The 24947-nt window shown below is 70.0% G+C and carries 24 protein-coding genes and 1 pseudogene; 5 read left to right on the forward strand and 20 right to left on the reverse strand.

From position 1 onward, the window contains the following. The 9 genes and pseudogenes from VJT49_RS11020 to pafA form a co-directional block, all read right to left on the reverse strand. Positions 1–304 (reverse strand): annotated as a pseudogene (locus VJT49_RS11020) (hypothetical protein); the annotation flags it as partial. 76 nt (positions 305–380) lie between these two features. Then, on the reverse strand, positions 381–992 hold the full coding sequence (locus VJT49_RS11025; RefSeq protein ID WP_324164658.1) for a DUF4333 domain-containing protein: 612 nt from the start codon (positions 990–992) through the stop codon (positions 381–383). A gap of 134 nt (positions 993–1126) precedes the next feature. Further along, a complete protein-coding gene (locus VJT49_RS11030) occupies positions 1127–3871 on the reverse strand; it encodes a DEAD/DEAH box helicase (RefSeq protein WP_324164659.1) in 2745 nt (914 codons plus the stop codon). A gap of 173 nt (positions 3872–4044) precedes the next feature. After that, positions 4045–4995 carry a twin-arginine translocase subunit TatC gene (tatC, locus tag VJT49_RS11035; protein ID WP_324164660.1) on the reverse strand — a complete coding sequence of 317 codons (951 nt, stop codon included), beginning with the start codon at positions 4993–4995 and terminating at the stop codon, positions 4045–4047. Between the two features lie 23 nt (positions 4996–5018). Then, positions 5019–5327: a Sec-independent protein translocase subunit TatA gene (gene tatA, locus VJT49_RS11040; protein ID WP_324164661.1), complete on the reverse strand. Its 309-nt coding sequence runs from the start codon at positions 5325–5327 to the stop codon at positions 5019–5021. A 30-nt stretch (positions 5328–5357) separates the two neighbouring features. Further along, the gene (locus VJT49_RS11045; protein ID WP_324164662.1) at positions 5358–5570 is read right to left on the reverse strand and encodes a bacteriophage holin; all 213 of its coding nucleotides are present in this window, start codon (positions 5568–5570) and stop codon (positions 5358–5360) included. A 9-nt stretch (positions 5571–5579) separates the two neighbouring features. Beyond that, a complete protein-coding gene (locus tag VJT49_RS11050) occupies positions 5580–6566 on the reverse strand; it encodes a YafY family protein (protein ID WP_324164663.1) in 987 nt (328 codons plus the stop codon). Further along, complete coding sequence (locus tag VJT49_RS11055; protein WP_324164664.1) at positions 6563–7549, reverse strand: helix-turn-helix transcriptional regulator; 987 nt, start codon at positions 7547–7549, stop codon at positions 6563–6565. Before VJT49_RS11055 ends, VJT49_RS11050 begins: the two co-directional genes overlap by 4 nt. A 432-nt stretch (positions 7550–7981) precedes the next feature. Then, positions 7982–9340, reverse strand: coding sequence for a Pup--protein ligase (pafA, locus tag VJT49_RS11060; RefSeq protein ID WP_324164665.1), 1359 nt, complete (start codon positions 9338–9340; stop codon positions 7982–7984). Between the two features lie 333 nt (positions 9341–9673). Here pafA and VJT49_RS11065 point away from each other — a divergent pair, with 333 nt between their 5' ends. Continuing rightward, a complete protein-coding gene (locus tag VJT49_RS11065; protein WP_324164666.1) occupies positions 9674–10879 on the forward strand; it encodes an alpha/beta hydrolase in 1206 nt (401 codons plus the stop codon). Positions 10880–10945: 66 nt separating this feature from the next. Here VJT49_RS11065 and prcA read toward each other — a convergent pair whose 3' ends face one another. The 4 genes from prcA to dop form a co-directional block, all read right to left on the reverse strand. Further along, on the reverse strand, positions 10946–11698 hold the full coding sequence (prcA, locus tag VJT49_RS11070; RefSeq protein WP_324164667.1) for a proteasome subunit alpha: 753 nt from the start codon (positions 11696–11698) through the stop codon (positions 10946–10948). Positions 11699–11738: 40 nt separating this feature from the next. Next, positions 11739–12599, reverse strand: coding sequence for a proteasome subunit beta (gene prcB, locus VJT49_RS11075; protein WP_324164668.1), 861 nt, complete (start codon positions 12597–12599; stop codon positions 11739–11741). A gap of 200 nt (positions 12600–12799) precedes the next feature. Further along, entirely contained in the window at positions 12800–12994 is a 195-nt protein-coding gene (locus VJT49_RS11080; protein ID WP_144592203.1) for a ubiquitin-like protein Pup, read from the reverse strand. 114 nt (positions 12995–13108) lie between these two features. After that, the gene (gene dop, locus VJT49_RS11085; RefSeq protein ID WP_324164669.1) at positions 13109–14611 is read right to left on the reverse strand and encodes a depupylase/deamidase Dop; all 1503 of its coding nucleotides are present in this window, start codon (positions 14609–14611) and stop codon (positions 13109–13111) included. Positions 14612–14711: 100 nt separating this feature from the next. On the opposite strand from dop, the gene VJT49_RS11090 reads away from it, so the two are divergent. Next, the gene (locus tag VJT49_RS11090) at positions 14712–15251 is read left to right on the forward strand and encodes an NUDIX domain-containing protein (protein ID WP_324164670.1); all 540 of its coding nucleotides are present in this window, start codon (positions 14712–14714) and stop codon (positions 15249–15251) included. Between the two features lie 29 nt (positions 15252–15280). Here VJT49_RS11090 and VJT49_RS11095 read toward each other — a convergent pair whose 3' ends face one another. The 4 genes from VJT49_RS11095 to arc all read right to left on the reverse strand — a co-directional run bounded on the left by VJT49_RS11095 (position 15281) and on the right by arc (position 19424). Further along, the gene (locus tag VJT49_RS11095; protein WP_324164671.1) at positions 15281–15904 is read right to left on the reverse strand and encodes a hypothetical protein; all 624 of its coding nucleotides are present in this window, start codon (positions 15902–15904) and stop codon (positions 15281–15283) included. 51 nt (positions 15905–15955) lie between these two features. After that, positions 15956–16900, reverse strand: coding sequence for an aldo/keto reductase (locus VJT49_RS11100; RefSeq protein ID WP_324164672.1), 945 nt, complete (start codon positions 16898–16900; stop codon positions 15956–15958). Positions 16901–16957: 57 nt separating this feature from the next. Continuing rightward, positions 16958–17299 (reverse strand): hypothetical protein, encoded by a 342-nt coding sequence (locus VJT49_RS11105; RefSeq protein ID WP_324164673.1) that lies wholly within the window; start codon positions 17297–17299, stop codon positions 16958–16960. 304 nt (positions 17300–17603) lie between these two features. Then, entirely contained in the window at positions 17604–19424 is a 1821-nt protein-coding gene (gene arc, locus VJT49_RS11110) for a proteasome ATPase (RefSeq protein ID WP_324164674.1), read from the reverse strand. A gap of 655 nt (positions 19425–20079) precedes the next feature. Here arc and VJT49_RS11115 point away from each other — a divergent pair. Both VJT49_RS11115 and VJT49_RS11120 read left to right on the forward strand, forming a co-directional pair. Further along, positions 20080–20586, forward strand: a complete 507-nt coding sequence (locus VJT49_RS11115) for a hypothetical protein (RefSeq protein WP_324164675.1) — start codon at positions 20080–20082, stop codon at positions 20584–20586. Positions 20587–20608: 22 nt separating this feature from the next. Then, complete coding sequence (locus VJT49_RS11120) at positions 20609–21319, forward strand: hypothetical protein (RefSeq protein WP_324164676.1); 711 nt, start codon at positions 20609–20611, stop codon at positions 21317–21319. Positions 21320–21328: 9 nt separating this feature from the next. Here the strand turns inward: VJT49_RS11120 and VJT49_RS11125 are convergent, their stop codons facing one another. The 3 genes from VJT49_RS11125 to VJT49_RS11135 form a co-directional block, all read right to left on the reverse strand. Continuing rightward, positions 21329–22156, reverse strand: coding sequence for a tRNA (adenine-N1)-methyltransferase (locus VJT49_RS11125; protein WP_324164677.1), 828 nt, complete (start codon positions 22154–22156; stop codon positions 21329–21331). A gap of 102 nt (positions 22157–22258) precedes the next feature. Next, entirely contained in the window at positions 22259–23404 is a 1146-nt protein-coding gene (locus tag VJT49_RS11130) for a site-2 protease family protein (protein WP_324164678.1), read from the reverse strand. Between the two features lie 265 nt (positions 23405–23669). Next, positions 23670–23999, reverse strand: coding sequence for a hypothetical protein (locus VJT49_RS11135; protein ID WP_324164679.1), 330 nt, complete (start codon positions 23997–23999; stop codon positions 23670–23672). Here VJT49_RS11135 and VJT49_RS11140 point away from each other — a divergent pair. Beyond that, complete coding sequence (locus tag VJT49_RS11140; protein WP_324164680.1) at positions 23998–24873, forward strand: RecB family exonuclease; 876 nt, start codon at positions 23998–24000, stop codon at positions 24871–24873. The two genes, VJT49_RS11135 and VJT49_RS11140, sit on opposite strands and share 2 nt — an antisense overlap. Positions 24874–24947: the final 74 nt, after the last annotated feature.

Consider the following 24947-nt stretch of genomic DNA (forward strand, 5'->3'; position numbering starts at 1 on the left):
CAAGGGGGTCTGGGGGCTTGCCCCCAGTCGGGGTCCGGGGGTCGAACCCCCGGAAAGCAGAGCGTTCCGGGGGCCTGCCCCCAAGTCGGAGTCCGGGGGTCGAACCTTCGGAAGGCAGAGCGGTCTGGGGGCTGGACCTCCCGGCGACGGCATAGGCTCCCAACGTCCGGCCGGGTTGGAAGGCATGCTCGACGTACCCCCATTCCTCGTCGGTCAGCCCGGACACGTGCAGCGTGGCGCGGAACAACTGGGCGGCCGCCCGATGTTCGTCGGGCCGCAGCACTCGCACGGTGTAGTCGCTCACGCAGCGATCGTCGCGGACGAACCCACCCACCGGCCAACGATTTTTCCCGCACACGCCACCTTCGGACGGCGCGTACCTATTTCGGCTGGCCCACCTCGTAGTTGCCGTCCGCGTCCTTCACCGTGACCGTGACCGTCTTCCGCTGGCCGTCGACCGTGGCCGAGCAGTCGAAGGTCCTGCCCGCGGCGACCTCCTGGTCGGCCGCGCAGGACACGGCGCTCACGGTGAGCCCGTACCCCTTCGGCGGCTGATCGGTCAGGACGGTCTTCACCCCGTTCTGCACCGCGGACTGGTCGAGCACGGTCGTGACGAAGAAACCGGGCTTCCAGAAGCCCGTCACGCCCACGGCGGCGGCCACCACGATGACCGCCGCGATGACGATCCAGAGGACCTTCCCGCCCTTGCGGCCCTCGGGCGGCGGCGCGAACGGCTGCCCGAACTGGCCGGCCTGCCCGTACTGCTGCTGGGTCCCATAGCCCTGCTGCGGATATCCGGAGCCGTACTGGGGCTGGCCGTACTGGGGCTGGCCGTACCCGGGCTGCTGGCCGTACTGGGGATACGGCTGGCCGTACTGGGGTTGCGAATTTCCCGGCTGCTGCGGGTAACCCTGCACGGGAAACCCACCGGACTGCGGATTGCCCCCCTGCCCCCACTGCTGCGGGTCGTTGCCCCCGTAGGGCGTGCTCATCCAAACTCCAATCCGCGCCTGCCTCGCTGAGCGCGATCCAACCACAGGATCACCTGCGCCGGAAACCCTCTCACCGGTCAGGGCCACGATCGTTGCCCGGAAGAACACCCCCGCGGTACACCGCGGCCGGAGTCTTACTGCGCACCGGCGGCGACCACGCCCCGGCGCAGCGCCTTGACCGCCCGCGAGGCGGTGTCCCCGACGGGATCCGCCTTGCCGAGCACCGTGCGGATCTGGTCGAGCAGGTCGATCACCTGCCGGGACCACCGCACGAAGTCACCGGCGGACAGTTCCTGCCCGTTGGCCTCCGCCGAGGTCAGCACCTTCTCCAGCGACTCGCCCCGCGCCCACCGGTACACCGGCCAGGCGAACCCGGCGTCGGGTTCCCGGGTGCGGTCCAGCCGGTGGCGTCGCTCGTCCTCGGACAGTTCCTGCCACAGCCGCGCGGTGTCCTGCCAGGCCCGCGGTACCGCGCCGGAGGGCAACCGCGGCTCACCCGCGGAGTCCCGGCGCGCCTCGAACACCAGGGTCGAGACGACCGCGGCGAGCTCGGCATGGTCCAGACCGCTCCACACGCCATGCCGGATGCATTCCGCGGCGAGCAGGTCGGACTCGCTGTACAGCCGCGCGAGCCGGACGCCGTGCTCGGTCACACGGTCCTCACCTTCGCCCAGGTAACCGCGCTCACGGAGCAGCGCGCAGATCCGGTCGAAGGCGCGGGCGAGCGAGTGTGTCGTGGCCGCGACCCGGCGTTCCAGCTGCTCGGTCTCCGCCGCCAGGCGCTGGTAGCGCTCGATCCACCGCAGGTTGGCCTCGCGCTCGGCGAGTCCATGGCACGGGTGCGCGCGCAGGGCCCGCCGCAGTGCGGCCAGTTCGCCGTCCTCGTTCGCCCCGGACCGGCGTTTCTGCCGGGACGGCAGGGAAATCCCCGCGCTGCGCAGGCTGGACGCGATGTCCCGCCGGGTCTTCGGCGAACGCAGCTCGACGTGCTTGGGCAGGCGGATGTGGCCCAGCGGCTCCACCGGACCGGGAAAGTCCGCCAGCGACAGCGGTCCGGACCACCGGTCCTCGGTGACGACAACCGGGCGTGGCTCCCGGATCGGGTCGAGGCCGGGATCCACCACGACCGCGAGCCCGGCGCGGCGCCCGGCGGGCACGGCGATCACGTCCCCCTTGCGCAGCTTCTCCAGCGACTCGGCGGTGCTGGCCCGCCGCGCGGCGGTGTTCTGCTTGGCCAGCGCCTTTTCCCGGTCGGAGATCTTCTTGCGGAGCTCGACGTACTCGAGCATCTCCTGGAAGTCGGCGGTGATCGCCTCGGTGTAGCCGCGCAGCCCCTCACGGTTCCGCTCGATCCGGCGCGCGAGCCCGACGACCGACCGGTCCGCCTGGAACTGCGCGAAGGACTGCTCCAGCAGCTCCCGCGCCTGCTCGTGCCCGAGCTGGCTGACCAGGTTGATCGCCATGTTGTAGCCAGGCCGGAACGACGAGCGCAGCGGGTAGGTCCGGGTGGAGGCCAGGCCCGCCACCTGCTTCGGGTCGATGCCGGGCTGCCAGACGACCACCCCGTGACCCTCGACGTCGATGCCGCGGCGTCCCGCACGCCCGGTGAGCTGGGTGTACTCCCCCGGCGTCAGGTCCACGTGCGCTTCGCCGTTGTACTTCACCAGCCGTTCCAGCACCACCGTCCTGGCCGGCATGTTGATGCCCAGCGCCAGGGTCTCGGTGGCGAAGACGACCTTTACCAGACCGCGGACGAACAACTCCTCGACGGTTTCCTTGAACGCGGGCAGCAGCCCCGCGTGGTGCGCCGCGACCCCGTTTTCCAGCGCGTCCCGCCATTCCCAGTAGCCGAGCACGCCGAGGTCGCCGTCGGGCAGGTCGCCGGTGCGGTCGGCGACCACGCGCCGGACCTCCGCCATCTCGTCGGGGGTGTTCAGCTGCAGCCCCGCCCGCGTCACCTGGCCGACGGCGGCGTCGCAGCCGGCCCGGGAGAAGATGAACACGATCGCCGGGAGCAGGCCCGCCGCGTCCAGCCGGTTCACCACGTCGACCCGGGACGGCGGGCGGAACCGCGGGCCGCGAAACTGCTGCCGTCCGCGGTTGCGTGGCCCGCGCAGCGCCGCCGGGGCGTGCATCCTGCCGACCTCTTCGACCCGCCTGAGCAGCGAGGGGTTCATCCGCTTTTCGCCGTCGTCGGCGAACAGGTCCAGCAGCCGGTTGCCGACCATCATGTGCTGCCACAGCGGGACCGGGCGGTGCTCCTCGACCACGACGGTGGTGTCCCCGCGCACGGTGACCAGCCATTCGCCGAACTCCTCGGCGTTGCTCACCGTCGCGGACAGGCCGACCAGCCGGACGTGCTCGGGCAGGTGCAGGATCACCTCTTCCCAGACCGCGCCGCGGAACCGGTCGGCCAGGTAGTGGATCTCGTCCATCACCACGTAGGACAGCTCGTTCAGTGCCGGAGAGCCGGCGTAGAGCATGTTGCGCAGCACTTCGGTGGTCATCACGACGATCTGCGCGCTGCCGTTGATCGCGGTGTCGCCGGTGAGCAGGCCGACCGCGGCGGTACCGTAACGGTCGACGAGGTCGTTGTACTTCTGGTTGGACAGCGCCTTGATCGGCGTGGTGTAGAAGCACTTCCGGCCCTCGGCGAGCGCGAGATGCACGGCGAACTCGCCGACCACGGTCTTGCCGGCGCCGGTCGGCGCGCACACCAGCACGCCGTGCCCGTCTTCCAGGGCCTGGCAGCCACGGACCTGGAAGTCGTCGAACTCGAACGACACCTCGGCCGCGAACCGGGTCAGCTGAGGGTGTCTCCCGCGTCGCTTCGAAGCCTGATAGGCCTCGGCCGGGGAGGAAACAGGGCGAGGGGCCACGTCACCAGGTTGTCATACCGCTGCCGATGCGCGTATGGGGCATCACAACCACGGCACGTCTTCGTTCAATCAGCACGTTCAGGGCGCCGGGAACGCGGCGTGCCGGCGCAGGTCAGCGCAGGGCCGGCCGGCACCGGGACGCACGGCCGGCACCGCGTGCACCGCCGCCCCGCTCAGGTCACGTCGTCAGTACTGGCCTTCGCCGGGGGCGTGACAGGCTTGTCGTCGAGCGTGCTCGTCCGGTAGTCGAACGGGGCGGCCTCGTCGTCGGCGAGCTTGTCCCAGCCCTCGTCCTGACGCTCCCGATCCTTGCGCCTGTCGTGCACGCGGGCGATCTGGATCGCGATCTCGAACAGCACGGTCAGCGCGCCGGCCAGGCCGATCATGGAGAACGGGTCCTGGCCCGGGGTGACGAACGCGGCGAAGACGAACAGGAGGAAGATGATGCCGCGGCGCCACTTCCGCAGCTTCGAGTACTTGACCACCCCGACGAAGTTGAGCATCACCACCAGCAACGGCAGTTCGAAGCTGACCCCGAAGATCACCAGCAGGGACAGCACGAAACTGATGTACTTGTCGGCGGTCAGACCGGTGACGAAGAAGTCGCTGCCGAAGTTCATCAACAGCTGCAACGCGTGCGGCAGCAACCAGTACGCGAGCACCGCGCCACCGGTGAACAGCAGGCTGGCGCAGCCGACGAAGACCATCGCGTACTTGCGTTCCTTCGAGTACAGCCCGGGCGCGATGAAGGCCCAGATCTGGTACAGCCACCACGGCGAGGTCAGCACCGCGCCCGCCGCGACGCCGACCTTGAGCTGCATCATGAACGCTTCGAACGGCACTGTCTGCAACAGCCGGCACGCGCCGTCGGCGGCCCCGAGCCTGCGTTCGGGAGGAATCGCGCAGTAGGGCGCGTTGACGATCTCGCCCAGCGACGGGATCGGCCCGAGCTTGGTGTCGAACCAGATGAAGCCGAAGATGCCACCGATCACGACCGCCACGAGCGCCCAGCCCAGCCTGCGGCGGAATTCGTAGATGTGCTCGATGAGCGGCATCGTGCCGTCAGGGTTGTGCCGGCGGCTGCGCCGGCGCCGCTTGGTTCGGCGGCTCTCGTGGTCGGCCACGGAAGTGAGGTCCCGTCCCTGGGTCAGCCGACGTGCTTCTGCGGCTGGTCGGCCGAAGAGCCCTGCTGCTTCTTCAGCTCGTCCAGCTGACGCTGCAGATCGGTGACCTGCTGATCGGTGGTCTTCGGCTGAGCGGTGGCCCGCGGCAGCTGCCTGGCCTCCGGCTCGGTGGCCGGCTCGTCGGAGTCCTGCATCGACTTGGTCTCGGCCTTGAAGATCTTCATGGACTTACCGATCGAGCGCGCGGCATCGGGCAGCCGCTTGGCGCCGAACAGCAGAACCAGGACCACCAACACAATGATCAAGTGCCACGGCTGCAATCCGTTCAGCATGAGTGGCCTCCCATCTCGTTCACGCCAATGCTACTGGTTCGCCGGCTTTCGCCGTCGCTGGTCGATGGCGACACGCACGCCCGCCGCGCGGGCCCGGATCAGTCCGGTGCGGTCGTTCGTGTTCGTCACCACCATGCTCAAGGTCGACCGGAAACGGCGCAAGCCCCGGGCCATCCGGACGGCCAGCACCCCCAGCACTCCCAACCCCAGCACGGCGAGCGCGATGCTCGGCAGATACGACACGCCACCACCCTACTGATCCAGTGTTGACAAAAGGTGAGCTGCCCGTGTCAGTGCGTCGGCGGCCCGGCGACGGACGGCCTCCGCGAGCCTGGCGGGCCGCTCGACCCGCGCGTCGCCCCCGAGACCGAGCACCAGCCGGACCATCCACGACTCGTCCCCGTAGCGCATGCGGACCCGCAGCCGGCCGCCCTCGAGCTCGTCCAGCTCCTGGCACGGGTAGTACTCGGCCACCCACCGCGCGTCCGGTTCGAGCACCAACTCGGCCTCGGGCTGGTCCGGCCGCGCCTGGAAGACGCCGGAGCCGGTGATGTCCGAGGGTTTGGCATCCGGCGGCGGCAGGGCGGGCTCGTCGAGGATCACCACGCCGTCGATCCGGTCGAGCCGGAACAGGCGCACGCCCTCCACCCGGCGGCACCAGGCTTCGAGGTAGCCGACCGCCTGCACGATCAGCAACCGCATCGGGTCGACGGTGCGCTCGGTGATCTCGTCCCGCGAGGCGGTGTAGTAGCGGATCCGGAGCGCGCGCCGGGCGTGCAACGCCTCCTGCACCACGCCCCGGGTGCGGGCGGTCCGCTCGCCCTCCCGGACGCCGAGCCCGACCACCACTCCCGAAGGCTGGGCCTGCCCGGCGGCGGCCTCGATCTTGGCGATGGCCCGGCGCACGGCCTCGGTGTCGAGCACGCCCGGCGTCTCGGCGAGCGCGCGCAGCGCCACCAGCAGCGCGGTGGCCTCTCCGCCGGTCAGCCGCAGGGGCCGGTTCATGCCGGCATCGAAGGTGACCGTGACGGTGTCGCCGTCGAAGGACAGGTCGATCAGGTCTCCGGGGCCGTAGCCGGGCAGGCCGCACATCCACAGCAGCTCGAGGTCCCGGCGGAGTTGCCGGGCGCTGACACCGAAGTCCCGGGCGGCCTCGTCGATCCTGATCCCGGGCCGGGCGAGCAGGTAGGGCACCAGGGCGAGCAGCCGGGGCATCCGGTCGGTGGCGGCCGTCCTCATGGCCGAACGCTCCCCGGGCGCGCGATCGCGTGGAGCCGCTCGCGGACGGCCTTCGCCAGCACGTCCGGCTCGAGCACCAGCACGTCGGGGCCGTGCCCGGCGATCCAGTCCGCGGCGTTCTCCGGGTGGTAGAGCTCGATCTCGGCAAGGTCGCCGCCGACCCCGTCGACGGTCAGCCGCCCGGTGATCGTGGCGTGCCGCCGGATCCGCGCCGCGCGGCGGTCGGCGATCCACAGCCGGGCGGTGGCCACCGGGGTGGGTTGTTCCGACCGGTCGCTGCCCGCGACGAACTCCAGGAGGTTCACGTTCTCCGGCCGCTCGACCAGGCCCGGCGGGCCGACCGTGCGGACCTCGCCGAGGATGCGGGACAGTTTGAAGCACCGGGTCGCCTGCCGGTGGCGGTCGTGGCCCACGACGTACCAACGGGCGCGCCACGACACCACACCCCACGGTTCGAGGGTGCGGGTGAGCCGCTCGGCGGACCCGGAACGTCGGTAGTCGAAACACACCGCCTGGCGGTTCTGCACGGCCGCCAGCAGCGGCGAGAACGCGGGTTCGGTGCGCACCCGGGACTCCACGAGCGGCGGCGCCCCGTGGTCGACCTCGACCCCCGCGGCCCGCAGCTTCACCAGCGCGCCGTGCGCCTGGTCGTTGAGCTCGGGAGAGTCCCACAGCCGGACCGCGAGCCCGACCGCGGCGGCCTCGTCCGGGGCCAGTTCGATCTCGCCCAGCTCGTAGTCACGCCGGGCGATGCGGTAGCCGTCGACGCCGTCGAACACCGAGTTGCGCCCGATCTCCAGCGGAATCCCGAGCTCCCGCAGCTCGGTCTTGTCCCGTTCGAACATCCGCGAGAACGCTTCGTCGCTGGCCGCCTCGGCGTATCCGGGCACGATCCCGCGAATCCGGTCAGCCGTGAGGTACTGCCGGGTGGAGAGCAGGGCGAGCACCAGGTTGACCAGACGCTCGGCACGTGCGGTGGACACGCGACCACCCTAGCTCGCCCACGCCGCACCGGCGCGGAGATCCGGCCATTACACGCCGTAAATTCGAACCCCTGACCGATCTCGCCCCGCCGATAGGGCCCGGCGAGGACAAGATACCGCCGTCTTGCCTGCTCACCGGTTCCCGGCGCGTGCCGTGCCCTCCGGGGAACAAAGCCCGGAACCCCGGCTGGGGGCACGCCCCCAGGACCCTTTGACATCCGCTCGACCGCTTCGACAGCGAGCAGGAGGTGGATTTCTTGGCGGCGGCGGACACGTGACGAAGTCGATTAACGCGCACGGGGCTCCCCGCGCGGTCGAAGTCGAGCACGACCCGGCATCCGGTTCGCCGACCACCAGGCCGCGGTCGGCCGCGTAGGTCGTCACAACCAGTCCGCCGCCGGCCGGTCCTCCTCGGCCGTCGTCACGGCGCCCCTACAGCGAGCTGATCAGCCGGTCGACACGCTCGTCGACCGCCCGGAACGGGTCCTTGCACAGGACGGTCCGCTGGGCCTGGTCGTTCAGCTTCAGGTGCACCCAGTCCACGGTGAAGTCCCGACCGGCCGCCTGCGCGGCCGCGATGAAGTCGCCGCGCAGTTTCGCCCGGGTCGTCTGCGGCGGGGTGTCCTTGGCGAGCTCGATCTCCCCGTCATCGGTGATCCGGCGCACCAGGCCCTTCCGCTGCAGCAGGTCGAAGATGCCGCGGCCCCGGCGGATGTCGTGGTAGGCCAGGTCGAGCTGGGCCACCCGCGGGCTGGACAGGTCCAGGTTGTGCTTGGCGCGGTAACGCTCGACCAGCCGGTGCTTGATCGCCCAGTCGATCTCGGTGTCGATCTTGCTGAAGTCCTGTTGCTCGACCGCGTCGAGCGCCCGGCCCCACAGCTCGATCACGCGCCGCGCGGTCGGCCCGGAGTCATTGGCCTTGACGTGCTGCACGGCGCGGCCGTGGTACTCGCGCTGGATGTCGAGCGCCGAGGCCTCGCGCCCGCCCGCCAGCCGCACCGGCCTGCGCCCGCTCAGGTCGTGGCTGATCTCGCGGATCGCCCGGATCGGGTTGTCCAGCGTGAAGTCCCGGAACTGCACGCCCTGCTCGATCATCTCCAGCACCAGGTTGGCGGTACCGATCTTGAGCAGCGTGGTCGGCTCGGCCATGTTCGAGTCGCCGACGATGACGTGCAGTCGCCGGTACCGCTCGGCGTCGGCGTGTGGCTCGTCGCGGGTGTTGATGATCGGCCGGGACCGGGTTGTGGCACTCGACACACCCTCCCAGATGTGTTCCGCCCGCTGGGACAGGCAGTACACCGCGCCTCGCGGTGTCTGCAGCACCTTGCCGGCACCGCAGATCAGCTGGCGGGTGACCAGGAACGGCAGCAGCACGTCGGCGATCCGGGAGAACTCCCCGGCGCGCGTGACGAGGTAGTTCTCGTGACAGCCATAGGAGTTGCCCGCGGAGTCGGTGTTGTTCTTGAACAGGAAGATGTCGCCGCCGATACCCTCGTCGGCCAGCCTCCGCTCCGCGTCGACCAGCAGGTCCTCGAGAATCCGCTCGCCCGCCTTGTCGTGCGTGACCAGCTGGATCAGATCGTCGCACTCGGCCGTCGCGTACTCGGGGTGGGAGCCCACGTCGAGGTAGAGCCGGGAACCGTTGGACAGGAAAACGTTGGAAGAACGTCCCCACGACACGACCCGCCGGAACAGGTACCTCGCCACCTCATCCGGCGAGAGTCGCCGCTGCCCGTGGAAGGTGCAGGTGACGCCGAACTCGGTCTCGATGCCAAAAATCCGCCGCTGCATTACTCAATGCTATGCGCTTTCGGCCCTCGTGCGGTGAGCCGATCGGGCGGCGGCACGCCGCACCGTCCGTGGTCACCGTGGTCAAAGGGTTCTTGACGAATCCATGAACCGGTTTTGGTCGTGTTTGATACACCCCGGAGGTGTCATGACAACCCGGACCAGGTGGGCGTTTTGCCTGCTCACGGACTTGATCGCGGACCAGCGCAACCGAGGGGCGGCTGGTGGCGTCCTGTCCATTGTGACCACGCAGGCGCTTCGATCCGGTTTCCCGGCCCGCCGGAACCGGCTCATCGCCCCGACCCCCGCCTGGGTGGCCGTAACGGTGGGCAGACCGTGAACCGCACTACCGACCTCACCATTCCCGACGACGTGGCGCGGCACGTCCGCGAACTCGGCCCGCTGGAGTCGCCCCTGATCTGGGGGACCTTCACCGCCGCCACGGTCGCGCTGGTGGCGGTCATGGTGTGGTCGCGGCACCGCAAGGTGGCCCGGCGGCGGGCCGGCATGGCGGCGTTGTGCTGCTTCCTGCTCGCCGCCGTCACCGCGGTGAACGGCTACGTCGGCTACGTCCGCACGCCCAACGATCTCGGCAGGCTGATGCAGCGGACGAACGGCCCGCTCAACGCCCTCGGCAGGCTGCTCGACGACGGCGAGAACGCCCCCGACGGCTCCGCACCCCAGCGAACCCCCTACGGGGAGCGCGAACTGAAACCAGGGCCGCCGGGCATGCGGATCGAGCAGGTCGACATCACGGACCCCGCCCACGGTGTCCCGTCCGGGAAGAGTTACGTCATCCTGCCGCCCGGCTACGGGGACCCGGCCAACACCGCGCAGCGGTACCCGGTGGTCTACCTGATCCACGGCTACCCCTACGGCGGTCCCCAGGACTGGCTCACCGCGGGCGACGCCCCCAGCACGATCCAGATGCTGCTCGCCGACCACGCCATCTCGCCGATGATCGTGGTCAGCGTCGACCTGACGGCCGGGCGGCCGAGCAAGGACTGGGAGTGCCTCGACGTGCCGGGCGGCCCGCAACTGGAGACCTATCTGACCCGCGCCGTGGTACCGGAGATCGACCAGCGTTACCGCACCGTCGCCGACCGCGACGGCCGCGCGCTCGGAGGGATGTCGGGCGGCGGTTACGGGGCGCTCAACATCGGTTTGCACCACGTCGACGAGTTCGGCGGCCTGCTGATCTCGCTGCCCTACGACACGCTCGGCGAGGATGCCGACCTGCTCGGTGGCGACCGGCAGTTGATCGAGGCGAACACGCCCAGGGACTATCTGCCCACGATGACGTTCAGCGATCCGGTCGCGGTCATCCTGGCCGTGGGCACCGGTGCCCCGACCGACGTCGCCACCGCCAAGCGCATCGCCAGCGCGTTCGAATCACGCGGGCAGGAAGCCGTGGTGCATAGCGAACCCGGCTTCAACCACACCTGGCACACGGCCCGCGCGACCCTGCCCTACCTCCTGGTCTTCGCCGACCAGCACTTCCGCGCCGCATCCAACCACCTGGTCGCCGCCACGAACCACTGACGACGATGCGGGCACGGTAGCCGCCACAGCTTCACCGCCGGCGGCTACCGGCCTTCGACTGGACGATCAGCCGTCGTTTTCGGACTTCTCGGCGCCGTCGGACGGGGCCTCGCCGTCGCCGGCGGCCGCCGGCGACGGCAGCAGCGCGTCCAAGGCCGCACCGGTGATCCGGCGGAAGGCGCGCCGCGGCCGCTCCCGGTCCAGGGCCGCGACCTCGAGCTTGACCGGCTCGCTGTCGCCGTTGGCGGACGAGCCGCCGCGCAGCGCCTCCACCGCCACCGTCAGCGCCCGCTGCAGCTCGAAGCCCTCCTCGAAGCTCTCCTTGAGCTTGTTGGCGACCGGCTCGGTCTGCCCGCCCATCACCACGAACTGCGGCTCATCGAAGATCGACCCGTCGTAGGTGAGCCGGAACAGCTGGTCCTCGGCCGGGCCCGTGCCGACTTCGGCGACGCAGATCTCCACCTCGTACGGCTTGAGCTGCTCGGTGAAGATGCTGCCGAGCGTGGCGGCGTAGGCGTTGGCCAGCGCCCGCGCGCTGACGTCACGCCGGTCGTACTGGTAGCCCTTGAGGTCGGCGTGGCGGATCCCCGCCACCCGCAGGTTCTCGTACTCGCTGTAGCGGCCGACACCGGCGAAGGCGATCCGGTCGTAGATCTCGGAGAACTTGCGCAGCGTGGTGGACGGGTTCTCGGCGACGAACAGCACACCGTTGCGGTACTTCAGCCCGACCACGCTGCGCCCGCGCGCGATGCCTTTCCGGGCGAGCTCCGAGCGCTCGCGCATCAACTGCTCCGGAGAGGCGTACAGCGGCATGGTCACGGCGTGTGCTCCAAAAATGCTCGGGGGGACATGGGAATGCTCAGCTCCGGCCCTGCGCGACCCGCTCGGCGCGGCCGCTGACCACGGCTTCGGCCACCGCCGCCGTCTGATCGCCGGGCAGCAGCTCGGCGCCGCGCTCCGCGGTGATCGTCACCACGGTCGGGAAGATCCGGCGAACCACGTCCGGACCGCCGGTGGCCGTGTCGTCGTCCGCGGCGTCGTAGAGCGCCTCGACCGCGGTCCGCATGGCGGACTCCTCGTCGGCGTCCGGGTCGTAGAGCTTCTTCAGCGCGGACTTGGCGAACAGCGAGCCCGAACCGATCGCGTGGTAGCCGGCTCGCTCCTCGTAGCGACCGCCCGCCACGTCGAAGGACACGATCCGGCCCGCCCGCTTCGGGTCGTCCGCCTCGATGTCGTAACCGACGAACAGCGGGAGCACCGCCAGCCCGCCCATCGCCAGCTCCAGGTTTCCCTTGACCATGGCGGCGAGCTTGTTCGTCTTGCCGTCCAGCGACAGCGAAACGCCTTCGATCTTCTCGTAGTGCCCGAGCTCCACGGCGTAGAGCCGGACCAGCTCCAGCGCGATGCCCGCGGTACCCGCGATGCCGACCGCCGAGTACTCGTCGGTCACGTAGACCTTCTCCATGTCCCGCGTCGCGATGAGGTTCCCGGACGTCGCTCTGCGGTCACCGGCGATCAGCACCCCACCGGCGAAGGCGACGGCGACGATCGTGGTGCCGTGGGGCGCGTTCAGCTCGCCCGCGGAGGCACCGGCGGCCAGCCGGCGGCCTGGCAACAGATCGGGCGCCTGTACCCGCAGGAACTCGGCGAAGGACGACGTCGTAGTCGAAAAGAAGGCTGCGGGCAGCGAAGAACCCGACGACCCCGGCGTGTTTTCCATACGTGCTCGTAAGTCCCATCAACGAAGGGCGGTGCTTGGCAGGCGAGGAGTGCGCGCGAACGCGCCTCCCCGCCAGGGCGTGCCCAGGTTAACGTCTCCAGTTTTGCTGTTCGGCGCCCCCGCCGTGGACCGGCACAACCGGCACGACCGGCACGCGTGCGATGGTCAGCTCGGCCGGCACCACCGCTTGCCGACAGCCGCTACTCGCCGCCCTTTTGCACGTATGCGCGAACGAAGTCCTCGGCGTTCTCCTCGAGCACGTCGTCGATCTCGTCGAGGATGGTGTCCACATCCTCGCCGAGCTTCTCCCGGCGCTCCTGCCCGGCTGGTGCGGCGCCCTCGAGCTCCTCGTCGGAGTCGCCGCCGCCGTGCTTCTCGATCTTTTCCTGAGCCATCTCGCCTCCCGGTGAGCTGTTGCCCTTAGCCTACCCAGTTGATCCGACAATTCGCGCTAGCGCATTCGTTGCGACGTGGTCACCTGGCCGTCGTCCCCGCGGCTCGTTCGCCGGTCAATCGGAACCGGTCAGCGCTTCGACCAGCTCCTCCGCCGTCGCCGATTCGTCCAGCAGCTTGCCCACGTGGGCCTTCGTGCCGCGCAACGGCTCCAGCGTGGGTATCCGCACCAGCGACTCCTTGCCGACGTCGAAGATGACCGAGTCCCACGAGGCCGCGGCGATCGAGGTGGCGTACTTCTCCAGCGCCCGGCCGCGGAAGTAGGCGCGGGTGTCCAGCGGGGGCTGGGTGATCGCTGCCTGCACCTCCTCCTCGCTGACCAGCCGTTTCATCGAGCCACGCGTCACCAACCGGTTGTACAGGCCCTTGTCCAGGCGGACATCCGAGTACTGCAGGTCGACCAGGTGCAGCCGCGGCGCGGCCCAGCCGAGGTTGTCCCGCGCCCGGTAGCCCTCCAGCAGGCGCAGCTTCGCGGGCCAGTCGAGCCGGTCGGCGCACTCCGCGGGGTCGCGTGCCAGCGCGTCGAGGACCTCTCCCCAGACCCGCAGGACCTCCTTCGACTGCGCGTCACCGCCCGTGCGCTCCAGGTGCGCGGCGGCCATCTCGTGGTAGGCGAACTGGATGTCCAGGCCGGTGTACTTGCGCCCGTTGGCCAGCGAAACCTTGGTCTTCAGTGCGGGGTCGTGGCTGATCTGGTGCACCGCACGCACCGGCTCGTCCAGCTTGAGCTCGTCGAACCGCTCACCGGCCTCGATCATGTCCAGCACGAGCGCCGTGGCGCCGAGCTTGAGAAACGTGGAGTACTCGGCGAGGTTGGCGTCGCCGATGATGACGTGCAGCCTGCGGTACTTGTCCGCGTCGGCGTGCGGCTCGTCTCGGGTGTTGATGATGCCCCGCTTGAGCGTGGTCTCCAGCCCCACCTCGACCTCGATGTAGTCGGCCCGCTGGGACAGCTGGAAGCCCGCCTCCTCGCCCTGCGGGCCGATCCCGACCCGGCCGGACCCGGTCACCACCTGCCGTGACACGAAGAACGGGGTCAGCCCGGCGATCACCGAGGTGAACGGGGTGGACCGCGACATCAGGTAGTTCTCGTGCGTGCCGTAGCTGGCGCCCTTGCCGTCCACGTTGTTCTTGTACAACTGCAGCGGCGGCTGACCGGGCACGGTGGCCGCCTTCAGCGCGGCCTCCTCCATCACCCGCTCCCCCGCCTTGTCCCAGATGACCGCGTCCCGCGCGTTCGTGACCTCGGGCGCGGAGTACTCGGGGTGCGCGTGGTCGACGTAGAGCCGCGCGCCGTTGGTGAGGATGACGTTGGCCGCGCCGAGGTCTTCCACGTCCGGGTCGTGCCCGGGCCCACCGGGGCCTGCCAGGTCGAAGCCACGGGCGTCACGCAGCGGTGACTCCACCTCGTAGTCCCAGCGTGCGCGCCGCGCGCGCGGTATGTCGGCCGCCGCCGCGTACGCCAGTACCACCTGTGTCGAGGTCAACACCGGGTTCGCGGTCGCGTCGCCCGGCACCGCGATGCCGTACTCGACCTCGGTTCCCATGATCCGCCGCATGTCTCAAGCCTACGGGTACCGGCCGACGACGTTGAGTGGCCCACGGGTTGCGACCGGGTAAACCCCCCGAAGTGACGTCACGGGGTCATAGGGTGGGGCCATGCGGGACTCCGGGGAGCTGATCGCGGTCTACGACGCCGACGGCGCGGTGGTCGGCACCGCGATTAGGGGCGACGTACGGGCGAAGGGGCTCTGGCACGCGGCGGGGGTCGTGCTGGTGCGGTCCCCGGGCGGAGAAAGCGCTTACGTCCACCTTCGTTCCCCGGACAAGGATGTCTTCCCCAGCACCTACGACTGCTGGGCCGGGGGCATTGTCGCCGCGGGCGAGACGCCCGCCGAGTGCGCCCGGCGAGAACTGGACGAGGAGCTCGGCATCCGTGGCGTGCGCCTGACGCCCCTGTTCACGCACGTGTACTGCGAGCCGCCGATCCGCTGCCACAACTTCGCGTTCGAGGTCCGGTGGGACGGCCCCATCGAGCACCAGCCCGAGGAGATCGTAACCGGGACGTGGATGCCGCTGCCGGAGCTGAAGAAGTGGGCCGACGACCCGGAGGGGCCACTGATCCCGGACGGCCGTCTCGGCATCCGGGAATGGTTCCGCCGCTTCGGGGACAGTGGCGCGGAGCGTCTCCGTTCCTAGGGAGGCGGCGGGAGACGGGCGGGGAGGGCTCAGGACTGCGGCAGCTTGCCCGCCGCGAGCGAAGCGAGGTTCCTGATGGCGTCGGACGCGCGAGCCGTCGTGTTCGCGGTGACCTGCAGGCCGGACAGGACGTGTCCCCGAGCGAGCAGCACCGTGCAGGTCGTGCCCAGGCACCAGCCACGCACCCCGTCCGTCGCCGACGGCACCGACACGGTGAGCTTCTGGCCGTCGCACTGGATCTGGTTCAGCACGTCACCGGCCGACTTGTCCAGATAACCGGTCACCTGCTGGACGAAGGTGGAGCCACTGTTGTAGAGCCAGCTCGCGCCGCGCGGGTCACCGGCGGGGACCTGGTCGAAGCAGGCACCGTTGGCGGGCCGGGTCGCCGCCACGTGCACGCCCTCGCGGGGGAGATCGGCGGCGGTCAACACGGCCGCGGTCACCTGGTCCGCCACGAGGTTCGCGGCGCCGGTGGTGGCGACCGCCTGGTTCGGCGCGGCGCCGGAGGTCGTGGCGGGCGGCGACGTGACCACGGACGTGGGCTGGCCGCCCGGCTGGTCGTAGTAGGTCTCGAGGTTGTTCGGACGGTTCGCGCAACCGGTCAATCCGGTCAGCACAACCGCGGCCAGGACTGTCACCCGCGCTTGCCGCACCTGATCGATCCCTCCGCTGGAGACTGTGGGCGCCGAGACTAATGCAAGCGATCACTGCCAATGCAAAGAGGACCGTCGTGCCCAGTACTGGCCGGGCTGTTCGGCCAGGGAGGCCAGCGAATGCAACTCCGCGGCGGTCAGGCTGAGCCTGGTCGCGGCGAGGTTGGCGGCGAGCTGAGCCGCACTCGACGGCCCCACCAGCACGACGTCGGCCCACGGCCGCGCGAGCACCGCGGCCAGCGCGACGGCGTCCGGACCGACCCGGTGCCGTTGCGCGATGCGCGTCACGGTTCCTGGCGGATCGGCCACCAGCCTGCCGTTGGCCAGTGTTTCCTTCACCAGCACCAGGTTCCCGGCATCGTGCGCCTCGGCGAGCGCACGCCCCGCGGAGGGTTCCAGGAGGTTCCAGGTGGATTGCACGGCGGTGAAGACGGGACGTCCGGCGACCTGGAGCTCGAAGGCACGGCGGATCACCGCGCTCTGTTGTGGACCGGACGTGGAAAATCCGACACGCACCCCGTCGTCGGTCAGCGCTGCGAGCGCACGCAGCAGCGGCTCGTCGGTGAACAATGGACTGTCCAAGGTGAGCGAATGCACCTGGTAGAGGTTGATGGCCGAACCGAGCAGCGCGCGGCTTTCGCTCCACTGGCGGGAAAACTGGCCCGCGGAGTGCTCCTTGACCTCGTGCATCGTGGCGTCGAGCCGCCACCCGCCGACGTAGGTGTAGCCCCACTTGCTCGACACCGTGACGTCGGTGTGCCCGCGTTCGGCCAGCCAGCCCGCCAGGAACTCCTCGGCCAGGCCGTACGAACGGGCCACGTCCACCCAGCGGACGCCGGCCTGGTAGGCGGCGTCCAGCACGGCGCCGGCCGCCTGCCGCATGGACGCCACGCCGCGGTCTTCGGGAAGCGCTTCCACCCTGCCCAGGTTGATGTAGGCGGGCCTGCCCAGCGCCGCCAGGCCAAGTCCGATGCGCAGGGGATCTCCCTTCCTCACGAGCCTTTCACCGGAGTGGAACGAGCCCGAAGCCGTAAAGCAACGCTGTATAGGTCGTTATACATCAGCCCGGGTGCGAAGGATTTCCAGCCACTGGGCGGAGTTCAACGCCTGGCGGTGCAGCTTCTCCAGCCGCGCGGCCGGGGCGCGCACATACCCCTTGCCGAACACCGGGGCGATCTGACGCAGGCTCGCGCCCTCCTCGCGAGCCGCCAAGAGCACCCAGTCGGACGCGTCGGCACACGCCGCCGACGCGCGCCTCAACTCCCCCAGCACCGTGATCAGGTCTTCGGCGCTGACCGCGCCCGCCCGGACCGATTCCGCGGTCTCCTCCAGCCAGGCGAGCACGTCCGCTTCGGTGATCGGCGCCCGAGGACGCACCAAATCCGGCTCTGTCATACCCGAAGTATAGAGCGTTATACGAACGCGTTGACCCTCCGGCACACGCTGTCGACGTGAGCGGCCTGGCCGGACCGCGGGCCACTCGCCGAGCGGGTCCCTACGGAGAACTCGCACGTCGCGAACATTGAACACGCGTGCCACCAAACCGGACACGCGCTGCGCGCGAGCCGGACTCGACCGACACGAAAGCCCGACTCACCCAGCACGAAAGCCCGACTCGCGGCCACTCGGCCGGGAGTTGCGGACATCACAAAAGTGCCCTCCCTCGCCTGGGCGAGGAAGGGCACTTCGTTTTGCCGTGCTACAGGTACTGACCCGTGTTGGTGGCCGTGTCGATGACCCGGCCCGAGTCCTGGTTCTTGCCGGTGACCAGCGTGCGGATGTAGACGATCCGCTCGCCCTTCTTCCCGGAGATCCGGGCCCAGTCGTCCGGGTTGGTGGTGTTGGGCAGGTCCTCGTTCTCCGCGAACTCGTCGACGATCGCGTCCAGCAGGTGCTGCACGCGCAGGCCGGGCTGCTTGGTCTCCAGCACCGACTTGATCGCCGACTTCTTCGCCCGGTCCACGATGTTCTGGATCATCGCGCCCGAGTTGAAGTCGCGGAAGTACAGGACTTCCTTGTCACCGTTGGCGTAGGTGACCTCCAGGAACCTGTTCTCGTCGGTCTCCTCGTACATCCGCTCGACGGTGTGCTGGATCATCGCGTCGATCGTCGCCTTCGCGTCGCCGCCGAACTCGGCGAGATCGTCGGCGTGGATCGGCAGGCCCGGAATGAGGTACTTGGAGAAGATGTCCTTCGCGCCCTCGGCGTCCGGCCGTTCGATCTTGATCTTCACATCCAGCCGGCCCGGCCGCAGGATCGCCGGGTCGATCATGTCCTCACGGTTGGAGGCGCCGATCACGATGACGTTCTCCAGCCCCTCGACACCGTCGATCTCCGACAGCAGCTGCGGCACGATGGTGGTCTCCACGTCGGAGGACACCCCGCTGCCACGGGTGCGGAAGATGGACTCCATCTCGTCGAAGAACACGATCACCGGGGTGCCGTCGGAGGCCTTCTCCCGTGCCCGCTGGAAGATCAGGCGGATGTGCCGCTCGGTCTCCCCGACGAACTTGTTCAGCAGCTCGGGACCCTTGATGTTGAGGAAGTACGACTTGGCTTCCAGTGCTCCGGTGGCGTCGTCCTTGTGGCCCCTGGCCTCGGCGACCTTCTTCGCCAGCGAGTTGGCCACCGCCTTGGCGATCAGCGTCTTACCGCAGCCGGGCGGCCCGTAGAGCAGCACACCCTTCGGCGGGCGGAGCTGGTACTCGCGGTAGAGGTCGGCGTGCAGGAACGGCAGCTCGACCGCGTCGCGGATCTGCTCGATCTGCCTGCCCAGACCACCGATGTCCTCGTAGCGCACGTCCGGGACCTCCTCCAGCACGAGGTCCTCGACCTCGGCCTTCGGCACCCGTTCGTAGGCGTAGCCGGCCTTGGAGTCCACCAGCAGCGAGTCACCCGGCTTGAGCGGCTCCTCGGCGAGGGGATCCGACAGCCAGACCACCCGCTCCTCGTCGGCGTGCCCCACGACGAGCGCCCGCGCGCTTCCGCCGTCGGTGGCCGGCGTGAGCACCTCACGCAGCGCGCACACCTCGCCGGTGCGCTCGAAGTCGCCGCCCTCGACGACCGTCAGCGCCTCGTTGAGGCGCAGTGCCTGGCCGCGCTGCAGCGACTCGATTTCGACCGCGGGCGACACGGACACCCGCATCTTCCGCCCGGCCGTGAACACGTCGACCGTGCCGTCCTCGTAGGAACCCACGAAGACGCCGTATCCGCTCGGCGGCTGCGCGAGCCGGTCGACCTCCTCACGGAGCGCGAGCAACTGCCCGCGCGCCTCCCGCAAGGTTTCGACCAGCTTGCTGTTCCGCTCGGTCAGCTGGGCGACCCGCTCGGAGGCTTCGGCGAGGCGCTGCTCCAGCACTCGGTTCTGGCGGGGTGAATCGGTCAGTTTCCTTCGCAGCAGCGCGACTTCCTCTTCCAGGAAACGCAGCTGCCGCGCCTGCTCGTCCGGCGTCGTTCCAGCTCCAGTCGTCTCAGTCGGGTCGGCTTCTTCATGCCGACCTCCGGGAAGGTCGTGTTGCATGTCGGCACCTCCTCGGAGTGCTTTTCATCCACGGTACCGGCGATCACCGACAAAAAAAGGCCTATCCGCATCACAGGATCGGCGCGTCGCACCGAAAGCAGGAACGAATTCGTAACGCAAGCACCCGTCACGGTGCAGGGTGATCGGCCATCGGAACTACAGAGAGTAGAGCCCCAGCGACAGAGCGCGGCCGACCGGGCAGTTACCAGTTCACCCACGTCACCACCACCGAACCAAGGCTTTACAGGACGTTCATAACAGCTACTTCCCCTACTCCACGCGTTCAAACCCTGCCGAGTTCACCGCACTTCGCCACACCGGAGGTTCCCCCGGCGCTAACATCCACCGCGTTCGACAGCAACCGAACGGGAAACAACCACTGATGACGTACCCACCGCAGGGCCGGCCAGAACCCGTGCCCTACCAGGGAAACGGCCTTCCTCCACGTGGCCCCCAGCGGCCGCCCGGCTACCCCGCCGGATCGCGTCCGGTCGCGCCGCCGAGGCCCGGGAACCCGCCACCCGGACAGTGGGGTCCGAGGGGTCCGAGGGGTCCGAGGGGTCCGAGGGGTCCGAGGGGTGGGTGGAGTCCGCCACCAGCCGAGTGGGGCGGGCGAAATCAGTGGCCCTCCCAGGCCGGTTCCCTCACCGATGGCTTGGAGGGACCTCCGGCGGCCAAGCGGAAGACCGGCGTGATCGCCGGTGTGCTCGGTGCCGTGGTGCTCGTCGGCGGCGGCGTCACCGCGCTGATCGCGCTGACCGGTGGTAATGACAGGACCACGGCATCGGCGGGTGTGGGATCGGTCACCCCGGACGGTGCCGGGCCGTCCAGCCGCGGTGGCCCGCCGAGCAACGACTCATCCGGGTCTTCGGGTGGGGACCCGGCCTCGGTCGCCAGGGCCCTCGTCGCGTCGATCAACGCGAAGAACATCGGCCAGTACGCGAACCTGCTGTGCACCACGCCCGGCCAGAGCGTGCTGGACGAGCTGAAGTCGGACTGGGAGAGCGACAAGTCGCTGCACGCGAGCCTCACCGGGGAGCCGAAGGTCACCGGCACGAGGGCCACCGTGACCGTGGCGCTGAGCTATCACGGAGAATCCCTCACGCCCGAACTGGATCTCAGGCAACAGGGGTCCGGCTGGTGCGCCGACATCTCCTCCTGACCCACACCGGAGAGGCAGCTTCATGACCTACCCACCCCAGCAGCCCGGGCCGTACGGACCGCAGGATCCCCACGGAAACGAGGGCCGGTGGGGCAGCAGGCCCGGCTGTCCGCAGCCCGGTTACCCCGGCGGCGGCTCCCCACAGACCGGACCCCAGCCCGGCGCGGCGCGGCAGTTCGCGCAGCCTGACGCATGGGACCGGCAGCCGGTCGGCTACCCGGGTTACCAGGGTGAAGAACCGCCGAAGAAGAAGACCGGGCTGATCGTCGGCGCCGTGATAGCCGCCGTGCTGCTCATCGGTGGCGGTGTCACCGCGCTGATCCTGTTCACCGGGAACGACGACAAGGCGAACGCCACCGCGCCGGGCGGCAGCGCCCCGCCGGCGCTGGGTGGTGCCCCCAACTCCGCCCCGAGCAGCACGAAGACGCGCACCAGCCCGGCCGGCGGGACGGGGGACACGGCGACCGTCAAGGACATCGCGTCGAAGTTCATGACCGCCCTGATCAAAGGCGATGCCACCGAACTGAAGCAGCACGCCTGCCCCTCCAGGCCGATCAACGACGCGCTCGTCCAGCCGATCCCCGGCGCGACCTTCAAGATCAGGGAAGTCACGGTCAACGGTGGCAAGGCGACCGTGTCCGTCGACGTCACCCAGGACGGGAAGGTCGATTCCGGCAAGCTCGTCGAAGACAAGGAGTCCGGCCGCTGGTGCGTCAGCGACGTCACCAGCTGACCGCGAAACTCACCGCGCCCTGGTGGGGCGGCGCTGCGGCCGGGGCGGGGTGACGCCGTCGGCCAGCCTGCGGGTGGTGAGCAGGAACGCGGTGTGCGCGACCATCCGGTGCTCCGGGCGCACCGCCAGGCCGACCACGTGCCACGGCCGCATCAGCGTCTCCCACGATTCCGGCTCGGTCCAGCACTGCTGCTCCCGCAGCGCCTCGGTCACGGTCGACAGCTGCGTCACGGTCGCCACGTACACGACCAGCACCCCGCCGGGGACGAGGTTGGCGTGAACGGTCGGCAGCACCTCCCACGGGGCCAGCATGTCCAGCACCACCCGGTCGACCTCCCCGGAGTGGGTGGCCAGGTCGGCGACCCGCAGGGTCCAGTTCTCCGGCCGGCCCTGGAAGAACCGTTCGACGTTGCGCACCGCGTGCTCGGCGTGGTCCTCGCGCACCTCGTAGGAGATCACGCTGCCTTCCCGGCCCACCGCACGTAGCAGGGAGCAGGTCAGTGCGCCGGAGCCCGCGCCCGCTTCGAGCACCCGGGCGCCCGGGAAGATGTCGCCCCACATCATGATCTGCGCGGCGTCCTTCGGGTAGATCACCTGCGCGCCTCGCGGCATGGAGAGCACGTAGTCGGCCAGCCGCGGGCGCATCGCGAGGTACGAGGTGCCCGCGGCGGAGGTGACCACGCTGCCTTCGGGCAGACCGATCAGGTCGTCGTGCCGCAGTGCGCCGCGGTGCGTGTGGTACTCCTCCCCCTCGTGCAGGACCACCGTGTAGTTCCGGCCCTTCGGATCGGTCAACCGCACCCGGTCACCCGCGCGAAACGGCCCGCTTCCTGACAACTGACACCCTCCGTGACGGCGAACGCGGCTCTGCCCTGGGGGACTCGCACCCAGGTGGCCCCGGCAAGGTTACTTTCCGTGGCTCACGGCGCTCGCGGAGCCTCAGCGTGGCCGGTGGGACTGGGCGGCGCGCAGATCCTCGCGGCGCAGCACCCCGGCCGGGCGCCCCTCGTCGTCCACCACCAGGAACTGCCAGGCGGGGGTTTCCCGGACGCGTTCGGCGATGTCCTCCCCCGGCTCGGAAGCAAGCAGGACCGTCTCGGCGCGGATCGGCTCGGCGGCGAGTTCGGCTGGCGCCTGCGGGGAGGTTTCGGCCAGCCGCTGCGCCTCGGTCTCGTCCAGCAGACCCGCCGCGACCCCGTCGGCCCGCACCAGCACGACCCCGCGGCCGGCCGACGCGGCGAGCGCGTCGGAGACCGGGCTCTCCGCCGGGAGTTGGAGGACCGGCCGGACCAGGTCGGTGATCACCACACCCTCGGGCCAGCTCCGGCCGCTGTCCGCGGAGAGCTCACCGCTCGCGCCCGCCGCCACGAACCACGCGGTGATCACGCAGACGCCGAGCCGCAGCCAGCGGTCCTCGGTGCCGGACGCCAGGCCCACGACCGCCCATACCAGCAGGCCTGCGGCGACGACGCCACCGCCCACCACGGCCGCCCTGGTGCCGCGGATCCGGGCACCGGTCAGTGCCCACACCCCGGCGCGCAGCAGCCGACCGCCGTCCAGCGGAAGCCCGGGCAACAGGTTGAAGGCGCCGACCGCGAGGTTGGCGATGGCGCATTCGACGACCAGGAGCCAGGCGACCCCGTCGGGCGGCACGGCGAGCAGCAGCAGCCCGCAGAACGCCGCCAGGAACATCGAGACGACCGGTCCCGCCGCGGCCACCAGGCCCTCCTGCCGGGGTTCGCGCGGCGCCCGCGCGACCTCGGACAGGCCGCCGAGCAGGAACAGCCGGAGCCTGCGCACGGGAATGCCCAGCCGCAACGCGACCACGCAGTGGCCGAGTTCGTGTGCCAGCACCGAAACCCCGAGCAGCAGCGCCGAGGCGACGGCCAGAATCCAGGACGTGGTCAGGCTCACGCCGGGCAGAAGCCGGGCCACCATCGGCTCGTACAGCACGATCACGATCAGCGAACCGATCCACCACGAGGGGGCCAGCAGTACCGGCACCTCCTGGACCCGGAACAGCAGCAGGCCACCGTCGGCGGTAGTGAACCCCCGCCGCGGCCGGTGCTGGCTGGTCGTGGCCATGCCGGACAGCCTAGAGCCCTGCCTGTGGGAGCGCGGTGACGCCTGTCGCGGCAGTTCGTCGCGGCCTGGCTGCCCGCGCACGTGCTCTGAACCATGCTGCCGGGCACGCCAGGCAAAACCCGCGACCAGGCACCTGGTGGTCGAGAACAACGGCGTACGGGAGCGGGGAGGCAGGCCGCCATCCTGCGGCCTGGGCCTGTTCGCCGAGCACGTGCTGCCCCGGCTCGGCACGGCCGCCCGCCCCGTCCACACCTGACTCGCCTTTTCAACCGGTTTTCCCGCACGGCTCCGAGGTCGAGCGCCACTTCGCTGAGACCAGGGAGCACGAACCGGGGTTCGACGCCAACTCGGGTCGAACGACAAGCCGGAAGCGCCGCGGGTGGCCGGCCGTGCACGACGCCGGGGCCGAGAGCTGGTCGAACTCGAGGTCGGAGACCAGGAGCGCATGGTGCAGCTCCTGCAGTGCCCGGGACGGCTCGGCCCCCAGTTCCTTCACCATGCTCGCCCGGAAACCGGCGATCAGTACCGCGGCCTGGCTGCCCGCGCACGTGCTTTGAACAAAGCTGTCGGTGTGCTGCCTTAGAGTGCGGGCCATGACACAGATGGCAACCGCGGATCCGCAGCCCGGCATGCGTCGCCCCGCGCTGTCCCCGTCGCGGGCGAGCGACTTCAAGCAGTGCCCGTTGCTCTACCGCTTCCGCGCGGTGGACCGGTTGCCCGAGACGCCGACGAAGGCGCAGTTGCGCGGCACGCTCGTGCACTCGGTGCTGGAGCGGCTGTTCACCCTGCCGCAGCCGGAGCGGCTGCCGGACCGTGCCAAGGAACTGCTCGAACCGGCGTGGACGCGGCTGGCGGCCGACCGCCCGGACTGGCTGGCGTTGTTCGACGGCGAAGAGCCCGGCTCGGTCACCACCTGGCTCACCGGCGCGGAAAAGCTTTTGGACGGCTATTTCGAGCTCGAGGATCCACGGCGGCTGCAACCGGAGGCCTGCGAGCTGCACGTGGAGATCGAGCTGGACTCCGGGGTGCTGCTGCGCGGCTATGTGGACCGGCTGGACGTGGCACCCACCGGGGAGTTGCGGGTGGTGGACTACAAGACCGGCACCGCGCCGAGGGAGATCGGCGAGGCGAAGGCCATGTTCCAGATGAAGTTCTACGCCGTTGTGCTGTGGCGGCTGCGCGGCATCGTGCCCCGGCAGCTCAAGCTCATGTACCTCACCGACGGGCAGTCACTGGCCTACGCGCCGGACGAGCCGGAGCTGCGCCGGTTCGAGCGGACCCTGGAGGCCATCTGGGAGGCGATCCTGCGGGCCGCCAAGAGCGGCGACTTCCGGCCCAGCCCGAGCCGGTTGTGCGACTGGTGCGCGCATCAGGCGCTGTGCCCGTCGTTCGGTGGCACGCCGCCGGACTACCCTGGCTGGCCCGAGCCCGATCCGGGCGAGGAGACGGCGCTGGACCGGGCGGACTGATGCGAAGCCTCGTGGCATCACGGCTCCGATACCAACCAGGGCGCGCGCCCCGAACGGTCAGACCCGCGATCGAG

This window comes from Amycolatopsis sp. (assembly GCF_035276945.1).
Lineage (GTDB): Bacteria > Actinomycetota > Actinomycetes > Mycobacteriales > Pseudonocardiaceae > Amycolatopsis_E.